Annotated in this window: 18 protein-coding genes and 1 tRNA gene; 12 read left to right on the plus strand and 7 right to left on the minus strand. The window is 40.5% G+C overall.

Features of this window, described 5'->3' with window-relative positions; translation table 11 throughout:
* The first annotated feature begins 1,167 nt into the window (after positions 1 to 1,167).
* Positions 1,168 to 1,683 carry a polysaccharide deacetylase family protein gene (locus tag ACRQ5D_RS08615; RefSeq protein ID WP_431199408.1) on the plus strand — a complete coding sequence of 172 codons (516 nt, stop codon included), beginning with the start codon at positions 1,168 to 1,170 and terminating at the stop codon, positions 1,681 to 1,683.
* Positions 1,671 to 1,901 carry a hypothetical protein gene (locus ACRQ5D_RS08620; protein WP_431199409.1) on the plus strand — a complete coding sequence of 77 codons (231 nt, stop codon included), beginning with the start codon at positions 1,671 to 1,673 and terminating at the stop codon, positions 1,899 to 1,901. The genes ACRQ5D_RS08615 and ACRQ5D_RS08620 overlap by 13 nt, the downstream gene beginning before the upstream one ends.
* 375 nt (positions 1,902 to 2,276) lie before the next feature.
* Here ACRQ5D_RS08620 and ACRQ5D_RS08625 read toward each other — a convergent pair.
* Positions 2,277 to 2,350: transfer RNA gene (locus ACRQ5D_RS08625), tRNA-Pro, on the minus strand.
* Positions 2,351 to 2,724: 374 nt separating this feature from the next.
* Here ACRQ5D_RS08625 and ACRQ5D_RS08630 point away from each other — a divergent pair.
* The 3 genes from ACRQ5D_RS08630 to ACRQ5D_RS08640 all read left to right on the plus strand — a co-directional run bounded on the left by ACRQ5D_RS08630 (position 2,725) and on the right by ACRQ5D_RS08640 (position 4,943).
* Entirely contained in the window at positions 2,725 to 3,612 is an 888-nt protein-coding gene (locus ACRQ5D_RS08630; RefSeq protein WP_431199410.1) for a hypothetical protein, read from the plus strand.
* A gap of 121 nt (positions 3,613 to 3,733) precedes the next feature.
* Positions 3,734 to 4,456 (plus strand): SprT-like domain-containing protein, encoded by a 723-nt coding sequence (locus ACRQ5D_RS08635; RefSeq protein WP_431199411.1) that lies wholly within the window; start codon positions 3,734 to 3,736, stop codon positions 4,454 to 4,456.
* A 7-nt stretch (positions 4,457 to 4,463) separates the two neighbouring features.
* The gene (locus tag ACRQ5D_RS08640; protein WP_091174922.1) at positions 4,464 to 4,943 is read left to right on the plus strand and encodes a hypothetical protein; all 480 of its coding nucleotides are present in this window, start codon (positions 4,464 to 4,466) and stop codon (positions 4,941 to 4,943) included.
* Between the two features lie 408 nt (positions 4,944 to 5,351).
* On the opposite strand, the gene ACRQ5D_RS08645 is transcribed toward ACRQ5D_RS08640, so the two are convergent.
* Positions 5,352 to 6,065, minus strand: a complete 714-nt coding sequence (locus ACRQ5D_RS08645; RefSeq protein ID WP_091174927.1) for a hypothetical protein — start codon at positions 6,063 to 6,065, stop codon at positions 5,352 to 5,354.
* Between the two features lie 488 nt (positions 6,066 to 6,553).
* Here ACRQ5D_RS08645 and ACRQ5D_RS08650 point away from each other — a divergent pair, with 488 nt between their 5' ends.
* From ACRQ5D_RS08650 to ACRQ5D_RS08680, 7 genes are all read left to right on the plus strand, one after another.
* The gene (locus tag ACRQ5D_RS08650) at positions 6,554 to 6,886 is read left to right on the plus strand and encodes a hypothetical protein (RefSeq protein WP_431199412.1); all 333 of its coding nucleotides are present in this window, start codon (positions 6,554 to 6,556) and stop codon (positions 6,884 to 6,886) included.
* A gap of 305 nt (positions 6,887 to 7,191) precedes the next feature.
* Positions 7,192 to 7,608: a hypothetical protein gene (locus ACRQ5D_RS08655; protein ID WP_432328656.1), complete on the plus strand. Its 417-nt coding sequence runs from the start codon at positions 7,192 to 7,194 to the stop codon at positions 7,606 to 7,608.
* A 104-nt stretch (positions 7,609 to 7,712) separates the two neighbouring features.
* Positions 7,713 to 8,114 (plus strand): hypothetical protein, encoded by a 402-nt coding sequence (locus ACRQ5D_RS08660; protein WP_432328657.1) that lies wholly within the window; start codon positions 7,713 to 7,715, stop codon positions 8,112 to 8,114.
* 11 nt (positions 8,115 to 8,125) lie between these two features.
* A complete protein-coding gene (locus ACRQ5D_RS08665) occupies positions 8,126 to 10,519 on the plus strand; it encodes a DUF4175 family protein (protein WP_431199414.1) in 2,394 nt (797 codons plus the stop codon).
* A 1-nt stretch (position 10,520) separates the two neighbouring features.
* The gene (locus tag ACRQ5D_RS08670; RefSeq protein ID WP_091174936.1) at positions 10,521 to 10,943 is read left to right on the plus strand and encodes an ATP-binding protein; all 423 of its coding nucleotides are present in this window, start codon (positions 10,521 to 10,523) and stop codon (positions 10,941 to 10,943) included.
* A complete protein-coding gene (gene ybeY / locus ACRQ5D_RS08675) occupies positions 10,943 to 11,368 on the plus strand; it encodes an rRNA maturation RNase YbeY (protein ID WP_091174938.1) in 426 nt (141 codons plus the stop codon). Before ACRQ5D_RS08670 ends, ybeY begins: the two co-directional genes overlap by 1 nt.
* A gap of 42 nt (positions 11,369 to 11,410) precedes the next feature.
* The gene (locus tag ACRQ5D_RS08680; protein ID WP_091174940.1) at positions 11,411 to 11,926 is read left to right on the plus strand and encodes a glutathione peroxidase; all 516 of its coding nucleotides are present in this window, start codon (positions 11,411 to 11,413) and stop codon (positions 11,924 to 11,926) included.
* Positions 11,927 to 12,320: 394 nt separating this feature from the next.
* Here the strand turns inward: ACRQ5D_RS08680 and ACRQ5D_RS08685 are convergent, their stop codons facing one another.
* From ACRQ5D_RS08685 to ACRQ5D_RS08705, 5 genes are all read right to left on the minus strand, one after another.
* The gene (locus ACRQ5D_RS08685; RefSeq protein ID WP_431199415.1) at positions 12,321 to 13,118 is read right to left on the minus strand and encodes a sensor histidine kinase; all 798 of its coding nucleotides are present in this window, start codon (positions 13,116 to 13,118) and stop codon (positions 12,321 to 12,323) included.
* Between the two features lie 5 nt (positions 13,119 to 13,123).
* A complete protein-coding gene (locus tag ACRQ5D_RS08690) occupies positions 13,124 to 14,134 on the minus strand; it encodes a hypothetical protein (RefSeq protein WP_432328658.1) in 1,011 nt (336 codons plus the stop codon).
* Between the two features lie 104 nt (positions 14,135 to 14,238).
* Positions 14,239 to 14,433: a two-component regulator propeller domain-containing protein gene (locus ACRQ5D_RS08695; protein ID WP_432328659.1), complete on the minus strand. Its 195-nt coding sequence runs from the start codon at positions 14,431 to 14,433 to the stop codon at positions 14,239 to 14,241.
* Positions 14,434 to 14,438: 5 nt separating this feature from the next.
* The gene (locus ACRQ5D_RS08700) at positions 14,439 to 14,687 is read right to left on the minus strand and encodes a hypothetical protein (protein WP_432328660.1); all 249 of its coding nucleotides are present in this window, start codon (positions 14,685 to 14,687) and stop codon (positions 14,439 to 14,441) included.
* Positions 14,688 to 14,874: 187 nt separating this feature from the next.
* Complete coding sequence (locus ACRQ5D_RS08705; RefSeq protein ID WP_431200974.1) at positions 14,875 to 15,150, minus strand: two-component regulator propeller domain-containing protein; 276 nt, start codon at positions 15,148 to 15,150, stop codon at positions 14,875 to 14,877.
* Between the last annotated feature and the right edge of the window lie 24 nt (positions 15,151 to 15,174).

Genomic DNA, 15,174 nt, shown 5'->3' on the forward strand with positions numbered 1-15,174 from the left:
TTCGACCATCGTTGTGTTTTTAAAAATATAACGCTAAGCTATAAAAAAGATCTTTTTTTATTTTTATTTAAATAAAACATGCCTGATTGAATTGCTCATAAAAGAATTGCATTTAGGAAATTTCGCCCCGGTCTGCGGCTTAATCTATAAAATGCACCCGTCCTGAAGATAACACCCAAAGGTTTTGTTTAAACTTAGTTGCAGGAACATTCAGGAGAAAATGTTGTATATCTAATATAAAATCGTTTCTGATTTCGGTAAATTAAAGCTAATCGATAAGTGAATAATAAGTATATGGCAAAGGCAATTTGATCTCAAGTAATAATATCTACAGTGCGTACTGGTCTGAATTTGCTTGAATTGATATAGCAAGTATCAACAATTATTGATGCTAGTTATCAAACTGACTTACGAGCTTTTCTAATATAAAATACGACCCCAATAAGTGTGCATATTACTATAAGTGTTTGCATAATCATTGTAATTAATTAATATTTTTTGAAATATTTCTTTCCTGTTATTACGGTAAAGATTTTTACCTATTTTAAAGGTGATATATGTAATAATCATGTATAAAGGAACTAACAGATAAAAGCCCTTTTTATAGGTAATTACGACTAATAATGTGGAGGCAAGGTGGCCGAGAAATGAAGTATTACCTTTCATTTGGAAATATGACCCAACTTTAATTGGAAAAAGTGTTGACCATATTAGGAAAAAGCTCATTAAAATAGATAGAGATGTTAGGTAAAAGACGATACAGAAGATGATATTGTTCGGGTTGCTTAAAATAACAATCGGCATCGTAACCACCAAATCCAACGCAATTGGGATAGAGATTACCCGAATCATAGTTTTTATTAAGTTAGAATATTCACCAGTTCGAATATCGTAATTTATAAGTACACCTTTCCAAAATTCTTAAGAATTATTGAATATATAGGTGAAAATTATTAATGGTGATACGAATAGCCAGTAGACTACCGGTATTTCAATTAATACTCTTCCTTTGAAGTTAACAAAGTAGAAGTTTATTGAAACGACTATTGTTTTAAGTACGACACCTACAATCAATGGTATAAGAGCTTTTTTGTTGTTTAAAATTAACTTAAGCTCTAACCATAATTAACTTTTGCATCCGTCAAAACGAAGTTTATTTTTACATTCTTGAAAAAATTAAGCGCCCTACTTTCCCTATTAGTATGCTGCCTTTGCGGATTTGCCCAAAGACAAATCCCGATCCTTTGTTATCACCAGATCCGGGATTTTAAAGCTAAAGACAGCCGGACGGATAAGCAGTACATTATCCCGCCTGCCGTTTTTAAAGCGCAAATGAAAATGCTGGCGGACAGTGGTTATCAGACGGTTTTACCGGATGGGCTATTATCTGGTAAGCTGCTGCCTGCCAAACCCATTATGCTGACTTTTGATGATACCAATGCCGACCAGTTCAAAAACGGATTGCCGGTGCTGGAATCTTACGGCTTTAAGGGAGTATTCTTTATCATTACCGGGAAGATCGGCACGCATCCCTGGTTCATGAATGCCGCGCAGATTAAACAGCTTTCAGCTGAAGGGCATGTAATCGGCTGCCATACCCAAAGCCATACGGACTTCAGGCATTTGAAGCCTGTGGAATTTGAGCCGCAGATCGCAGCTTCGAAAAAAATTTGGAAGACATAACCGGAAAAGTTGTGGATTATTTCGCTTTTCCTTTCGGTTACTGGAATAGTAAAGGCTTGCCCGAGCTAAAAAAGATAGGGTTTAAAGCGGCTTTTCAGCTGGATGCGCCACGTGACAAAACTTATCCGAACCTGACTATGCGGCGGATCATTGCCAGTGGATTATGGACATCTCGCGATCTTTTTAGAAATATAAAAAGCGGCTTTACGGGCCGCTAAGTTTTACTATAGGACATAAATCAGATAGTTAGGAAAGTTAATTTTGGCTGTCTTTCGCATCTTTCTTTCCTTTACCCGTCTCTCCAGTTTTTGCAACAGTCGTTTTCTTCACTACATCCCCTACTGGTCGAAGTTTAGCGAAAGCATAACTTCGTCCTAAAATAAAGCAAGCATCATGCTTGTGAAGCATTACAATCCCGGACGAAACGATCATCGGGATTTTTGTGTAAACGGGCAGGCAAACCTATTTCATAACATAATCTGTTATGGCAGTAATACTAATATCAAGGTCTATAAGAAGGTCAACAATCAAAAAAGAGCATATTCAATCAGTAAAAAACTGCTCAAATATGCTCTTTAAAGCTTGTGTTCAAGTCGGGATGGCGGGATTCGAACCCACGACCTCCAGCACCCCATGCTGGCGCGATACCGGGCTACGCTACATCCCGAAATAAATGTATGGCCGGGCTGCAAATATAATTGTTGGCGGGATATTTCAAAATGTAAATGTGGCTTTTAAAGCTATCTTGGCGGCAACTGCGGATTTAAAGGTTTTCTGTCTTAATAAGATTATGGTTTCAGGAGAAAAAAGTCCAATAAGATCATTTCATTTTAAGTAGTCCCGCTATTACTTAATAAGCGCTATCTGATTCGCTGTTACATTCACGGACTCCACGATAATTGACTTTCTAATATCTCGGGTTCAGTTATTTTCCCTTAGGCTTATAAATGAAATATTTTATAGTAATAGGTAATATTTTCTTTACGTACTATAAACTTTAAATATAATTTCAATATTTGTTCAAAGCCTGAACCGCGTAATATGAAATACCTTAAACTTAAATCTTTTCCTAAAGTCTTGTACCCAATCGCTATTGTTTCTGCGATTATTCTATCCGTAAATAGTTGTAAAAAAGACCGCCATGAAGATTCCACCGTTCAAATAAGCGACCCGGCGATTGTTCGGGCTAAGGCCTGGTATGAAAATGCATTCCCGGCGAATAGCAAAATGGGAGTTCAGTCAATACAAGATAGTGCGGACATTAGTCAGCTAATAAGACCAGTATGGCAGAATGGGAGTACGTACCTGCGTACAGGGCAGCAAGTCCTCGAAATCCCGATTGATCCGAGTGTACAGTACCATGCTGAACTAAAAAACATGAATTCCGGAAAGGCCACCGAGCAGTTCCAAAGCCACAGCTCCTTCTTATTATTAAAAAACGGAGAAAGCTACGATGCTTATGTGATGACTGTGATCGCAGACCCAGCTTATTTAAAGAATGACCTGAGCAAACTTGACAGGAACAGATATAACAAGCGCGACAGTGATTTTTCCGGAACAGTTTTATACAGTACCCCAAAAGGTAAATTTATAAGCGGTTGGTTTTATAAGAATGGCCGAATCCTCAAAGCGATGTCAACCACTTCTGGTCCATTATCTCAAAAGGGTAGCCAGGCTGTTCAAAGCTTACAAACTAATAAATTACAACAGGATTGTACTGATTGGTATCAGATATCGGAGGTAAACGGAGAGGTTGTAGACGTTAAATATTTAGGAGCGACTTGTGATTGGGTAGATGGTGGCGGGGATGGGGGGCACCATCAGGTTCCACAGGAAGTGGTAGCGCTGGTGGCAGCAATCCACCAAGCCAGCCTTGCCCAGGAACGAATGCTACCAAATTACAAGTGCAATCGACAGGTGATCGTTTAATCCTTGATAAAAATGTACAGCAGCCTCCTGGCGATGGCGATGGAACTTTCCCCCGCCAACATATCCCCCGGATCCACCGGCTTCGCCATGTGTAGTACCACCGCCACCGGTGCTTTTTACAGTGAGAACTGACAGCCTTGCGAAGTATTTCCCATGTGCTACTAAATTGATTATTGATCAACTGGCAAGTATCGGCGTATATACCAATCTGGTGTCTCCATTTATAACATCGCAAAGACCTGATCTGGTTTGGCAAAACGCTAACCTTGATTGGGCCGTTTCTAAGCCCAATAGCACTGAGTTAACCTATAAACTTGGGCAAACCCAGCCTCAGTCTTCCGGTATCGGTCAAAGCGCGACCATCACATTAAATACAAAGATGCTTCAAAATAGTTCGAGGTTATTGATTGCTGCAACAATTATACATGAAACTATGCATGCTTATATCAACTACGGACTATCGACTGCCCAAGATAATGCGTCCCAGGGATATACCGATTTCACAAACAACAACTGGCTTTTATCTATAGATCAATGGTGTACGCTGGATGGTTTGCCTGCCAATTACAGCAACCATCTGGTCATGCTGACCAATTATTTTGACCAAGCGGTCGGCGCCTTGAAAACATGGGATAAATCAGCCCATACGGACGCAGAATATGCCAGCGCAATGTTATATGGATTAAATACTTCCGATCCATCAGCAACAGCGACGGAAACAGCTACTTTACAACAGGCGTATAATGCTATTAAAACAAAATACTCGCTAACAGATGCGCAGTTAAATAATTTTTATAACAGTTCTTTGAACTCAAATGATAAATTACCCGGAAATTGCAACTAATTAGTTTATGAAATACTTTTTGATCGTAATACTTTGGCTTAACATTTATAGCGCTTCGGCTCAAAAGGTAGCCAACAATATCGACACGGTTTATTATTTGCTGGATACTGCTAATACAATGCCGAAAGATAGGATGTGGGATGTTGGGATAGAATCACAGTACAAATACTTTACCGTAAAATGCCCATGTCTCAAATACAATAGCGAACCAACTTTTGTATATAATTTAAAGGATTCTGGCCAGAGTGTTAGTAATGCTTCACTATCAAAGATCAAGATGGTCAGTCTTCCCACGCTGATCGATTTTGCGAAAAAAACAACAGATCTCACTGCTCAAACGCTTTATGTATTCTATATAATAGAGATAGGGAAGGACAATGAGTACATTGTGCACAAAACAAGATTGTTAACTCCGCGAAAAAGAGAGGCCAGTGTAGATTTTGAAAATGTAACACCAACGCCGGATAAAAAACGCAGAAATAAATAATGATGTTTTAGTGATAATGACATGAAGCTGCAAATTATAACTACAGCGGTTAAAAGAATTAATAAGGCGCTGAACAACATTCAAAAGACTTAGCGCTTTAAACGGATTGAAGTGTAAGTGCCAGGCTGATTAAGCCGGTTACTTAACGGGCTAATCCCTCCCAATAAACTGACAGGATCTTGTCAGTGTTCAATTTTTGAAAACCGGGTGTTCAATGTTTGGAAATGAAAATTTGTAACTTGTTGATTATCAGCGCTTGTTTGTTCAGGTCGGCTTTTAAAGCATTTTAGCGAAAACGCAAGTGTCTGACAACCAGCAATGTTTTTTTATGGAAAGAAGGCGGGCGTTCACACTTTTAAAAATTGAACACTTGCAGATCCGCCCGGAAACGGAATCTGTAAAGCACAATCACCTCTTCATCAGTGGCTCGGTATGGGTAATTGAAAATTTCCCGGATAGTTTTAGGGGTGTTTCGTGCTCGTTATAATACACCCTGCCCGCTGCCTTTATTTCTTTTGACTGGCTACCATTTAATGGATGAACGAGGCAGGTGATTGAGAAGTCGGCACCGGTTTTAAATGATTTTTCAACAGCATCCATAAGTGCCGTCTGGTACCGGGGATCAACAATATGGATAGCCTCATTTAAAACGGGCTTTGTATTTTCCGGAAAGCCGAAGAGCTTTAAGCCATATTCGGAAAGCGTAATCTCTTTGCTGCTGAAATCCAGCGACCAATCCCAAAGGGTATGATCGTAGGCCATTGTTAATTCAACACTATCCAATATTTCCGATAACTGGCCATTAAGTCTTTCCGATTTCATGTACGAAAGCTCCAATTTTTCGCCCAAAGCCAAAAGCTCGTTTCTTAGTGTAGCTGTTTCATTATTTAAAGCGGCGTTTGTTTTGAGCCCGGTGCTATCTGCCGTCGTCAGCGCAGACTCGTCTTTTTCGTCAGGTAAGTCCCCAACTGGCTGCAGCTTATAACTTTTCTTTCGACGGGTTAACAAAATGTTAATATATAAAAGGCAAAGTATAGTGGCATAAAATAAAATATTTTGCCAAACGCCACCTACACTAAAGTAGTCCAATATGGATTTATTGAGTTGGATCGGAATGGTCATGATAGGGCTGTGGCTAAATTGATGCAAGGTAATAATTAACTATACGCTTAACAATCCGTGAAAACACCCTTTTTTATGGTAATTTATATTGCGGCAATTAACCCGGGGTTAATTTAATGTAGAAATTTAAAATAAATAATCGTACTTGTTATTTGTGGCCCAAATCCTACGTTTGTTCCCCGAAAGTCGAAATTTTTGTTCCGCTATTTTAGGAGAGGGTTTTCTGCTGTTGCAGATATAATTTTTGGATAAAAAAACAGTTCTATATTTTAATGTAAACCTTTTAAATTAAATGGCGTGGCCTTTAAATCAGTGTTGTTTTCAAATCTGCAAGTATGGAAGCGCAACGGCTGTATGTAAAAAAGCATTTTCCGGGTTATCACGATTATAATTGCGGTGTTAAATAATAATCGGATACCGTTTACGAACCCGGGTAGCCTTGTTATTTTATTGACTGCTATGTATCTTGTTAGCGCGCTTAATAAATTATGAACAGGTCATTTATATACAGTTTAAAAGTTTGGTTGCTGATGGTAATCATTGCGCCATTGCTCCACCTTGTGCTGTCATGGTTTATTATCGAAAATCCTGAAATAAGCCTTATTGCAGAGATCCAAAAAGACTACATCATTTTTGCAGATATGGTTCTGCTGCTTACTATTCCTTTCGCCTTTGTATTTTGGGGGGCAGTATACTCTTTATCAAAAAAGAGAGAGCCGTTTTATGTAAAACAGGTTTTAACCATAGCTATATTGATAATTACTATGCTCCCGTTTTTTGAATTACTTTTTGAAAAAAGGTTTCGGCTGTATCTTCTATAGCAGTAATTATATTTCCATATTCAATTACGGGAATAGCCGGTATTTGGCTGCATAAGCTGGAATCCCCGGAGCCTGAGGAAGAAACAGTTGAGGAGCAGGAATAAGATTTTCCCAATTTTGCCCATTATCATTGTTTTAAACCATGTATTTCCCAATAAAGAGCGGGAATCAATTTTAATTGTCATAAACAATTAACATTTTATTATTATTGCTTTAATTTTTAACTTAAACCAACACGTGTTATATATAATACATGGCTTTTGCGTTTAATAAGGCGTGTTTATTTAACGTTTTCCACATGTAGTATGGCCTCGACAGAAAATTATGAACTTTTGCTTGGCAAAATCAATACTTTCACCCGGAAGTATTATTTCAATAATTTTTTGCGTGGATTAATATTTTTAGGTGCCGGTCTTTTCTCAGCTTATGTAGTAATTACCCTAAGCGAATATTTCGGCAATTTCAGTATCCTGCTGCGTACCATTCTTTTTTACTTTTTTATCCTGTTTAATACAGTGCTTGTTTGCTGGCTGGTTTTACCATCATTGCTGGCCTGGCTTAAGCTGGGCAAAACTTTAACGCATGATGAAGCTGCCGAAATTATTGGCAGGCATTTTAACGATGTTCATGATAAGCTGCTCAATACCCTGCAGCTAAAAAGCTTGCTGCCGAAGATGAAAGTCACCGTGCACTCATCGAGGCCAGTATCGACCAAAAGATAGAGGCGCTTAAACCGGTAAGCTTTCCATCTGCTATCAACCTTAAAGAAAACACCAAATATTTAAAATGGGCGCTTGGTCCGCTGGGGGTAATTATCATCATTGCATTGGCGGCGCCTTCTGTATTAACCGAAAGTACTAAAAGACTGATCAGGCATAACGAATATTTTGTTCCTGCTGCTCCGTTCAGGTTTATTGTATTGAACAAAACACTCTCAGTTGTGCAGGGGAGTGATTTAAAGCTCGACCTTAAACTGGAAGGCGATAAGCTGCCCGCAGATGTTTATGTTGAAACAGGGGAGAATACGTTTAAATTGGATAAAGATAACATCAGCCGTTTTCATTACCAGTTCAGCAACCTGCAGCAAAATACCCGCTTTAAGTTTTCTGGCAATGGCTTTAGTTCGGCTGTTTACGAAATCAAGGTAAATCAAAAGCCTGCACTGTTACACTTTGACGTTGACCTAAATTATCCGGCCTACCTCCATAAAAAAATGAAAGGCTGCTAAATGCCGGCGATTTGACTATTCCTGCCGGTACAACTGTGAACTGGCAATTGCATACCCAGTATGCCAGTACATTGATGTTTGACATAAATGGGCAAAGCCACGTTACGGTACAAAATGGGCCAGACCTGTTTGAACACCGTGAGCGGATATTGAAAACGTCGGTTTACAAACTTTTACCGGTTAATGCACAGGTAAATCAGAGTGATTCGGCTACATATCGCATCAACGTTGTTACTGACGAAGCGCCATCCATCTTTGTTGATGAAAAGCCAGATTCGGTAAGCATGAAAGCGTTTTATTTTAATGGCAAGATCCAGGATGATCATGGTTTTTCATCGCTAACGTTTCATTATACCATCGCGGCTACAGGCAACAGCAAAGAAAGGGAATTTACCAAAAAGGTTAATGCAGACCTGGCCCAAACACAAGCCGATTTCTTTTATTATTGGAACTTAAAGGAAATGGGCATTAATCCCGGCGACCATGTAAGCTACTTTTTTGAGGTTGCCGATAACGACGAAGTGACCGGCCACAAAACAGCGCGTACAGCAAAACATACACTAAATGTGCCTGACAACAAGGAGATTAACCAACAGTTAAATGCGGGCTCAAAAGCTATAAAAGAAAAAATGGCTTCGGCTATAAAGCTGGCGGGACAGGTTGAACGCGACGCGCAAAAGCTTAATCAAAACCTGCTGAACAAAAATACACTCTCGTTTGATGAGAAAAAGCAGATAGAAGACCTGATGCAAAAGCGTAAAGACCTGGAAGATTTGGTAAAAGATATCCAGGCCGATAACAAAAAGAATTTATACAATCGCCAGGAAAACCAGCAGCAAACCGAAGAGATCATGGCTAAGCAAAAGCAGATTGAAGATTTGTTTAACAATGTACTTGATCAAAAAACAAAAGAGCTGCTTCAAAACCTGCAACAACTGTTAAACGAGCAACAAAAAGATGCTACCCGCGATGAATTATCCAAAATGCAGATGGATAATAAATCGTTAAAAAAGGAGCTCGACCGGGTGCTGGAACTTTACAAAAAGCTGGAGTTTGAGCAAAAGCTCAATCAAAACCTCGATCAGCTGAATAAGCTGGCCGATGAGCAGCAAAAACTATCTGATCAAACCAAACAGCCCGGTGCCGACCAGAAGAACCTTCAGCAGCAACAGGATAAGCTGAAGCGGGATTTTCAGGATGTGAAGAAAGGCTTCGATGAGTTGCAGAAGGTCAATGAGCAGTCCGAACGTAAATCAGACTATCAAAATCCTGAAAAGGAAACCAAAGATATTGAGCAGCAGATGGATCAAAGTGCCGGCGATCTGCAAAAAAAGGATAATTCAAAAGCCTCAAAATCGCAGCAGCAGGCAGCAAAGCAAATGAAGGAGCTTGCTGCAAAAATGCAAAAAGATAGCGACGAAGGCGAATCAAAAGAGAATGCTGTTGATGCCCAGCAGTTGAGGGAATTGTTAAAAAGCCTGGTTAACAGTTCGTTTAATCAGGAAAAGCTGATGCAAACGCTTAAAAACACCAATCCTACAGATCCGTCATATGTTACGCTATCGCAAAATCAAAAGGATATAAAAGACAACTTGAAAACGGCCGAAGACAGCTTGTATGCCATCAGCAGGAGGGTGCCGCAGATCCAGTCGACAGTTAATAAGGAGATTACCAGTATCAACGAGCATATTGACCAGGCTCTTGAGTTTCTGGGCGACAGGCGTACGCTTGAGGCAAACCGCAACCAGCAATACGCTATGACATCCATGAACAACCTTGCCTTGATGCTGAGCGAAGCGCTTGAGCAAATGCAAAAAATGATGAATAAGGGCGGCAAAGGAGGCAAGGGAAAGCAGCAATCCATATCGCAATTGGCAAAAATGCAGCAACAGCTTAATCAAAATATGCAAAAGGCCCGCGAGCAGATGCAGCAACAAGGCAACCAGGGTAAAGGCCAGCAGGGCAATAGTGGTAATATGAGCGAGCAGTTTGCTAAAATGGCACGTCAGCAGCAGATGATACGGCAGGCTTTGCAACAAATTGACAGGGACGAAAATAAAGACGGGACAGGCGGATTGGGCAATTTGGATAAAATTTCGAAAGAAATGGAACAAACCGAACGTGATCTCGTAAACAGGAAGATTACAGATGACGCGCTAAAAAGGCAGCAGCAAATTCAAACCCGGTTATTAGAGGCCGAAAAGGCCGAGCAGCAACGAGATCAGGATCAGCAAAGAGAGAGCAATGCAGGTAAGGATTTGCCACCGGGATACATAAAGGCACTGCAGGGGTACCAGCAACAAAAAGCAAAGCAGACGGAGCAGATCAGAACGGTATCTCCGGCACTTAATTTGTATTATAAACAAAAAATAAAATCTTACTTTGATCAACTTAATGCCAAATAATATGGAAGAGGCAAATGTTCAAACCAGCGAGCTATATACGTTGCAGCTGCCGTCAAAACCGGAGAGCATAACGTTGCTTGAGCAGCTGATAGAAGAAATTGCTGATAAATATCATGTTGAGGAGGATACCTTCGCCAATATGATGACCTGCCTTAATGAAGCGGTTATTAATGCCATTATGCATGGTAACAAACAGGATGAAACAAAAAAAGTGATTGTTAATGCCGAAGTGGAACCGAAGCGTATCATCTGGACTGTTACAGATGAAGGCCCGGGCTTTGACTATAATAACCTTGCCGATCCTACAGCTCCCGAAAATCTCGAGAACCTCACCGGCCGCGGTGTGTTTATCATTAAACACCTTGCCGACCAATGTATTTTTAATGCCTCGGGTAATGAAATTGAACTTCACTTTAAGATCTGATGCCCACGATTAATTTTTTTGAAGAAGACACAACCTTTAAGCCGAAACAAAAAGCGCAATTAAGACAATGGATAAAGGAAACGGTAATTGCCGAGGGCTTTAAACTGAAAGAGCTTAACTACATTTTTTGCTCAGACGCATACCTGCTGCAAATAAACCAGCAATATCTTGATCATGATACTTTTACCGACATTGTAACTTTTGATAATTCGGAAGTAGAGGGGGATATTGTTGGCGATATCTTTATTTCGATAGACCGCATCCGTGAAAATGGCGCCAAATTTAAAACCGGCGAAACCAATGAGCTGCACCGTGTTATCATTCACGGCGCCCTGCACCTGTTGGGTTACACGGATAAAAGTGTTGTTACAAAACAAAAAATGACACAAAAAGAAGATGAGTACTTAGCTAAAAGAAATTTTTAGCCTTACTTTTATAGTGGATTATAAAAATCAATTGTAAAAACCATGAAAACACTGGCACTCATCATCGCCTTATTATTTGCCACCGCACCATCTTCAGTATATGATTTTAAACTGAAAACCATTGATGGCAAAGATTTTAGCCTGGCTAAATACAAAGGCAAAAAAGTATTGATCGTAAATACGGCTTCAAAATGCGGCTTCACCAAACAATACGCCGACCTGGAAAAACTATCTGAACAATACAAAGGCAAACTGGTAGTAGTAGGTTTCCCGGCCAATAACTTTGGCGGCCAGGAGCCGGGCACTAATCAGGACATTAAGACCTTTTGCAAAGAAAACTTTAACGTAAAATTCCCGATGAGCGGTAAAGTAAGCGTTTTAGGTTTGGATATCGATCCGTTGTTTCAATACTTAACAACCGCTCCAAACCCTGATTTTACCGGTGACATCAAATGGAATTTCGAAAAATTCCTCATAGACGAAAACGGTAAACTGATCCACCGTTTCAGATCGCAAACTACCCCGCTATCTGAGGATATCACCAAATATCTGAACTAAGAATTTGCCTTTAAGGCACAGGCTGCCGGCGGTCGTTCCGGTTGCGCAGGATAGGTTTGAACAAAGTAAAGGGGCAAATGACCAATTGGTTGTTTGCCCCTTTACTGTTAAAGCGGGATTGATCTTTTAGGCTGGTGATTATAATTGTGCGAAGGTGAATAACAAGTGCCGCGAAGCCGGGCGGCAACGAATTATGGTAATGATAAGGTTAGGCTTTAAAGATCACTAACAGGGGAGTTATTTTAACGAGGCCTTTTAGTTTCTTCTGTTCCAGCCCGCGCGGGTAGTGTAAATTATCCTTTAACAAAATTATCTGGAGCGTGCTTTGCAGTAAATATAAAATGCTAATTCCTAAATTATCCCGGGTTTCTTAATACCTATTATGGGGTATACGCTAAAGGTTTAGTTTAAGACTGATGGATGTGCCTTTACCGTGGGCGGTATCAATTTTGAGTTCGGCGTTCAATCTTTTTGCCCGGGCGTAAATATTCCGGATGCCCATGGTTTCGTGTTTGCGCACATCAGGGTCAAATCCGCGCCCGTCATCACGGATGCTGATCTGCAGCCGGTTTTTGTAAAGGTTGATTTCCAGAAACGCGTTTTGTGCCTCCGAATGTTTGACAACATTGTTTAATACTTCCTTAACAAGGAGGTATACCTGGCGCCTTTTTTCGCCGCTGATGGTAACCGGGGTTTCGCTAATGGAGGTATTTACATGAAGGTCAATATTGCTGTATTCAAATATTTTAATGGCTTGTTTATGAATAAAGCCGGCCAGGTTGCTTACTTCGTCGTTTTCGGCATCAAGGCTCCAGATAATTAACCTTACCTGGGTAGATATATCGGTGATGGCTTCATGAATAGCGTCTATCTCCTTAAAAGCGGGCTGATCGGCCGTTTTGCGGCTGAGCAATTCGGTCCTGAGCTTAATGCCGGAGATGCTTGCCCCTAAATCATCATGCACCTCGCTGCTGATCCGCTGTCGTTCGCGCTGCAGGGCAAGTGCATTTTCATAGTCCTTTTTTTGTAAGCCGATGATGGACTGATAATATTTCCGTACCAGCAGGAAAGCGATGATTATGGCACTTAATACAGCCACCACCTGCAGCCATAACTGTTGATACCATAAAGGCATAACGTCAAATTTAAAAATGAGCGGCTGGCTTAACTGGTTAAAACGGTCGGCAGCCACGGCTTCTAACTCATAGTTTCCGGGGGCAGCAGGTCGAACCGTTTTTCGCCGGAAGGCGCGACGCTCCAATTTTTATCAACCCCCTTAAGCCTGAAGCGGTATTGTATTTTACCCATGCTTTTGTAGGATAGGGCAACGCAGTTAAATATAACAGGCCTGCCGTAAGTAAAGCTGCTTTGAGTTCCGGGTATCCCGTCGTTAATCAACACAGGTTTAGGCAGGCTCGTATTCCCTAAATTTTGAGTGACGGCTATGCCCTGATCGGTGGCTATGTAATAATCATGCCCGTTCTGCACTACATCGGCAACGTTATCAGAGGGGAGCCCGTTACTGGTATTGAGCAAACTTATGCGGTAATTTTGATAATGATTATGGAAGCTGATAATGCTTACACCGTTTGCGGTACAGACCCATAAAGTATTGTCATCTGTCCATACCAGTTTACGGATATCGCCTGAAAAAATAGCAGGAGATCTAAACTGAACAATTTTTTCGCCGGCCAGCAAAAACATCCCCTGAGCTTCGGTACCTATGGCGCATACTTCATTATTTGATGCCAGGCTCTTAACAACATTTATTCCTTTATCGGCCAATATTCGAATAGAGGAAAACTTGCCGGCGCTCCCGAAAGGTACAAACTGGTATAACCCGTAAAGTGAGCCTACGAGCGTCTTACTCTTATACCATGTTACAGATGTCATACGTATGGGCTTAAAATTGTACCCCAATTGATGTTTAAACTTATCTGTCAAAACGCCAACTGCATTTTGTGTAAGGAAATACACTGTGTCGGATCGTGCAGCAATTCCTTTTATCGGACCATAAAAAATTTTTACAGAATGCCATGACAACGGGTTCTTATTGGAAATATCTAATCTGAATATACCATTATCGGTACCTATGACGAGAGTGTTGCCCGAGATTGTAAGCAGATTGGTTATCCGGTTAAAGTCAGACCGGTTTTGATTCATAGTTATAGTGCCTATCGACGGCGTTTGATTTGCGCCAAGTTTCATATAACTCAGTGTGCTTAAAACATGCCCGGTAAACAGGTAACCTCCTGCAATGGCCAGTTTTAAAACATCTTCATTGGCCAGCCCGCTTTCTTTGTTAATGATTTTTATTTCGGGATTGGTACATAGAAAAAGCCTTTGTCATAGCTGCCAAACCATAAATTATTTTCCCGGTCAATAACCGTAGCGGTAGTGATGTTATTATTAAGGTAATTTTTCCGTTCGCCGGTAAGATAGTTAATAATGTAGGTGCCCTGTTTTACCGTTGTAACGGCAAACGTATTTTTGCCGGTAAGATACACTGAAGTTACATTCCCGGTAAAAAGATTTTACTGAGCGGGACGATCCCGCTTTTTTGATACCGATAAACATGTACCCAGTCTTTAGTTATCAATAGTAAATAATTTTGATGTAAAGCCAACCGGTAAGGTTTGATATTGGTATTGGCAGTTTGAAAACTTAACTGGCCGGCCTTAAGCTCTTCTTCGAGGATGTCAAGGTCGTTTTCAGATAGGATGATCTCTTCTCCGTCAGAACCATAAATGTACCCGTTCAAATGCCTTATGGCATGTCTTTCCGATTTTAACTCTTCAAAATGATAAACTTTGGTACTAAGCCTGTAATTTACACAGAGCTCATTATAACGGTTAAAAAAGAAATTGGCGAAGGGTGAAACGATTACTTTTTGAGATGAATTAAGCTTATGTATAAGCCCGTTTTCATAATAACAGACCCTGTAGTTATTACAGTAAAAAAATCCGGTGATAATTATCCTCGGCAATCCTGAAACACTCATTGTTTTCCAGCCCATCGGCCGATGTGAAGTTTTTAAAGTGCTGGCCGTCAAACCTGCTCACGCCTTTATCGGTGGCCAGCCAGATAAAACCCCTACTGTCCTGCATTAAATAGTTAACCCTTGAACTGGGCAGGCCATCAGGCGCGCTATAATTTTTCAGGTAAACTAACTGATACGGAATGTCGGCACATACCCGGCCCGGGAATAGAAACAGCGTTAATATTAAAAGTTTAAAAAAAGGCGTTTT

Source organism: Mucilaginibacter sp. P25 (assembly GCF_050859465.1).
Lineage (GTDB): Bacteria > Bacteroidota > Bacteroidia > Sphingobacteriales > Sphingobacteriaceae > Mucilaginibacter > Mucilaginibacter gossypii.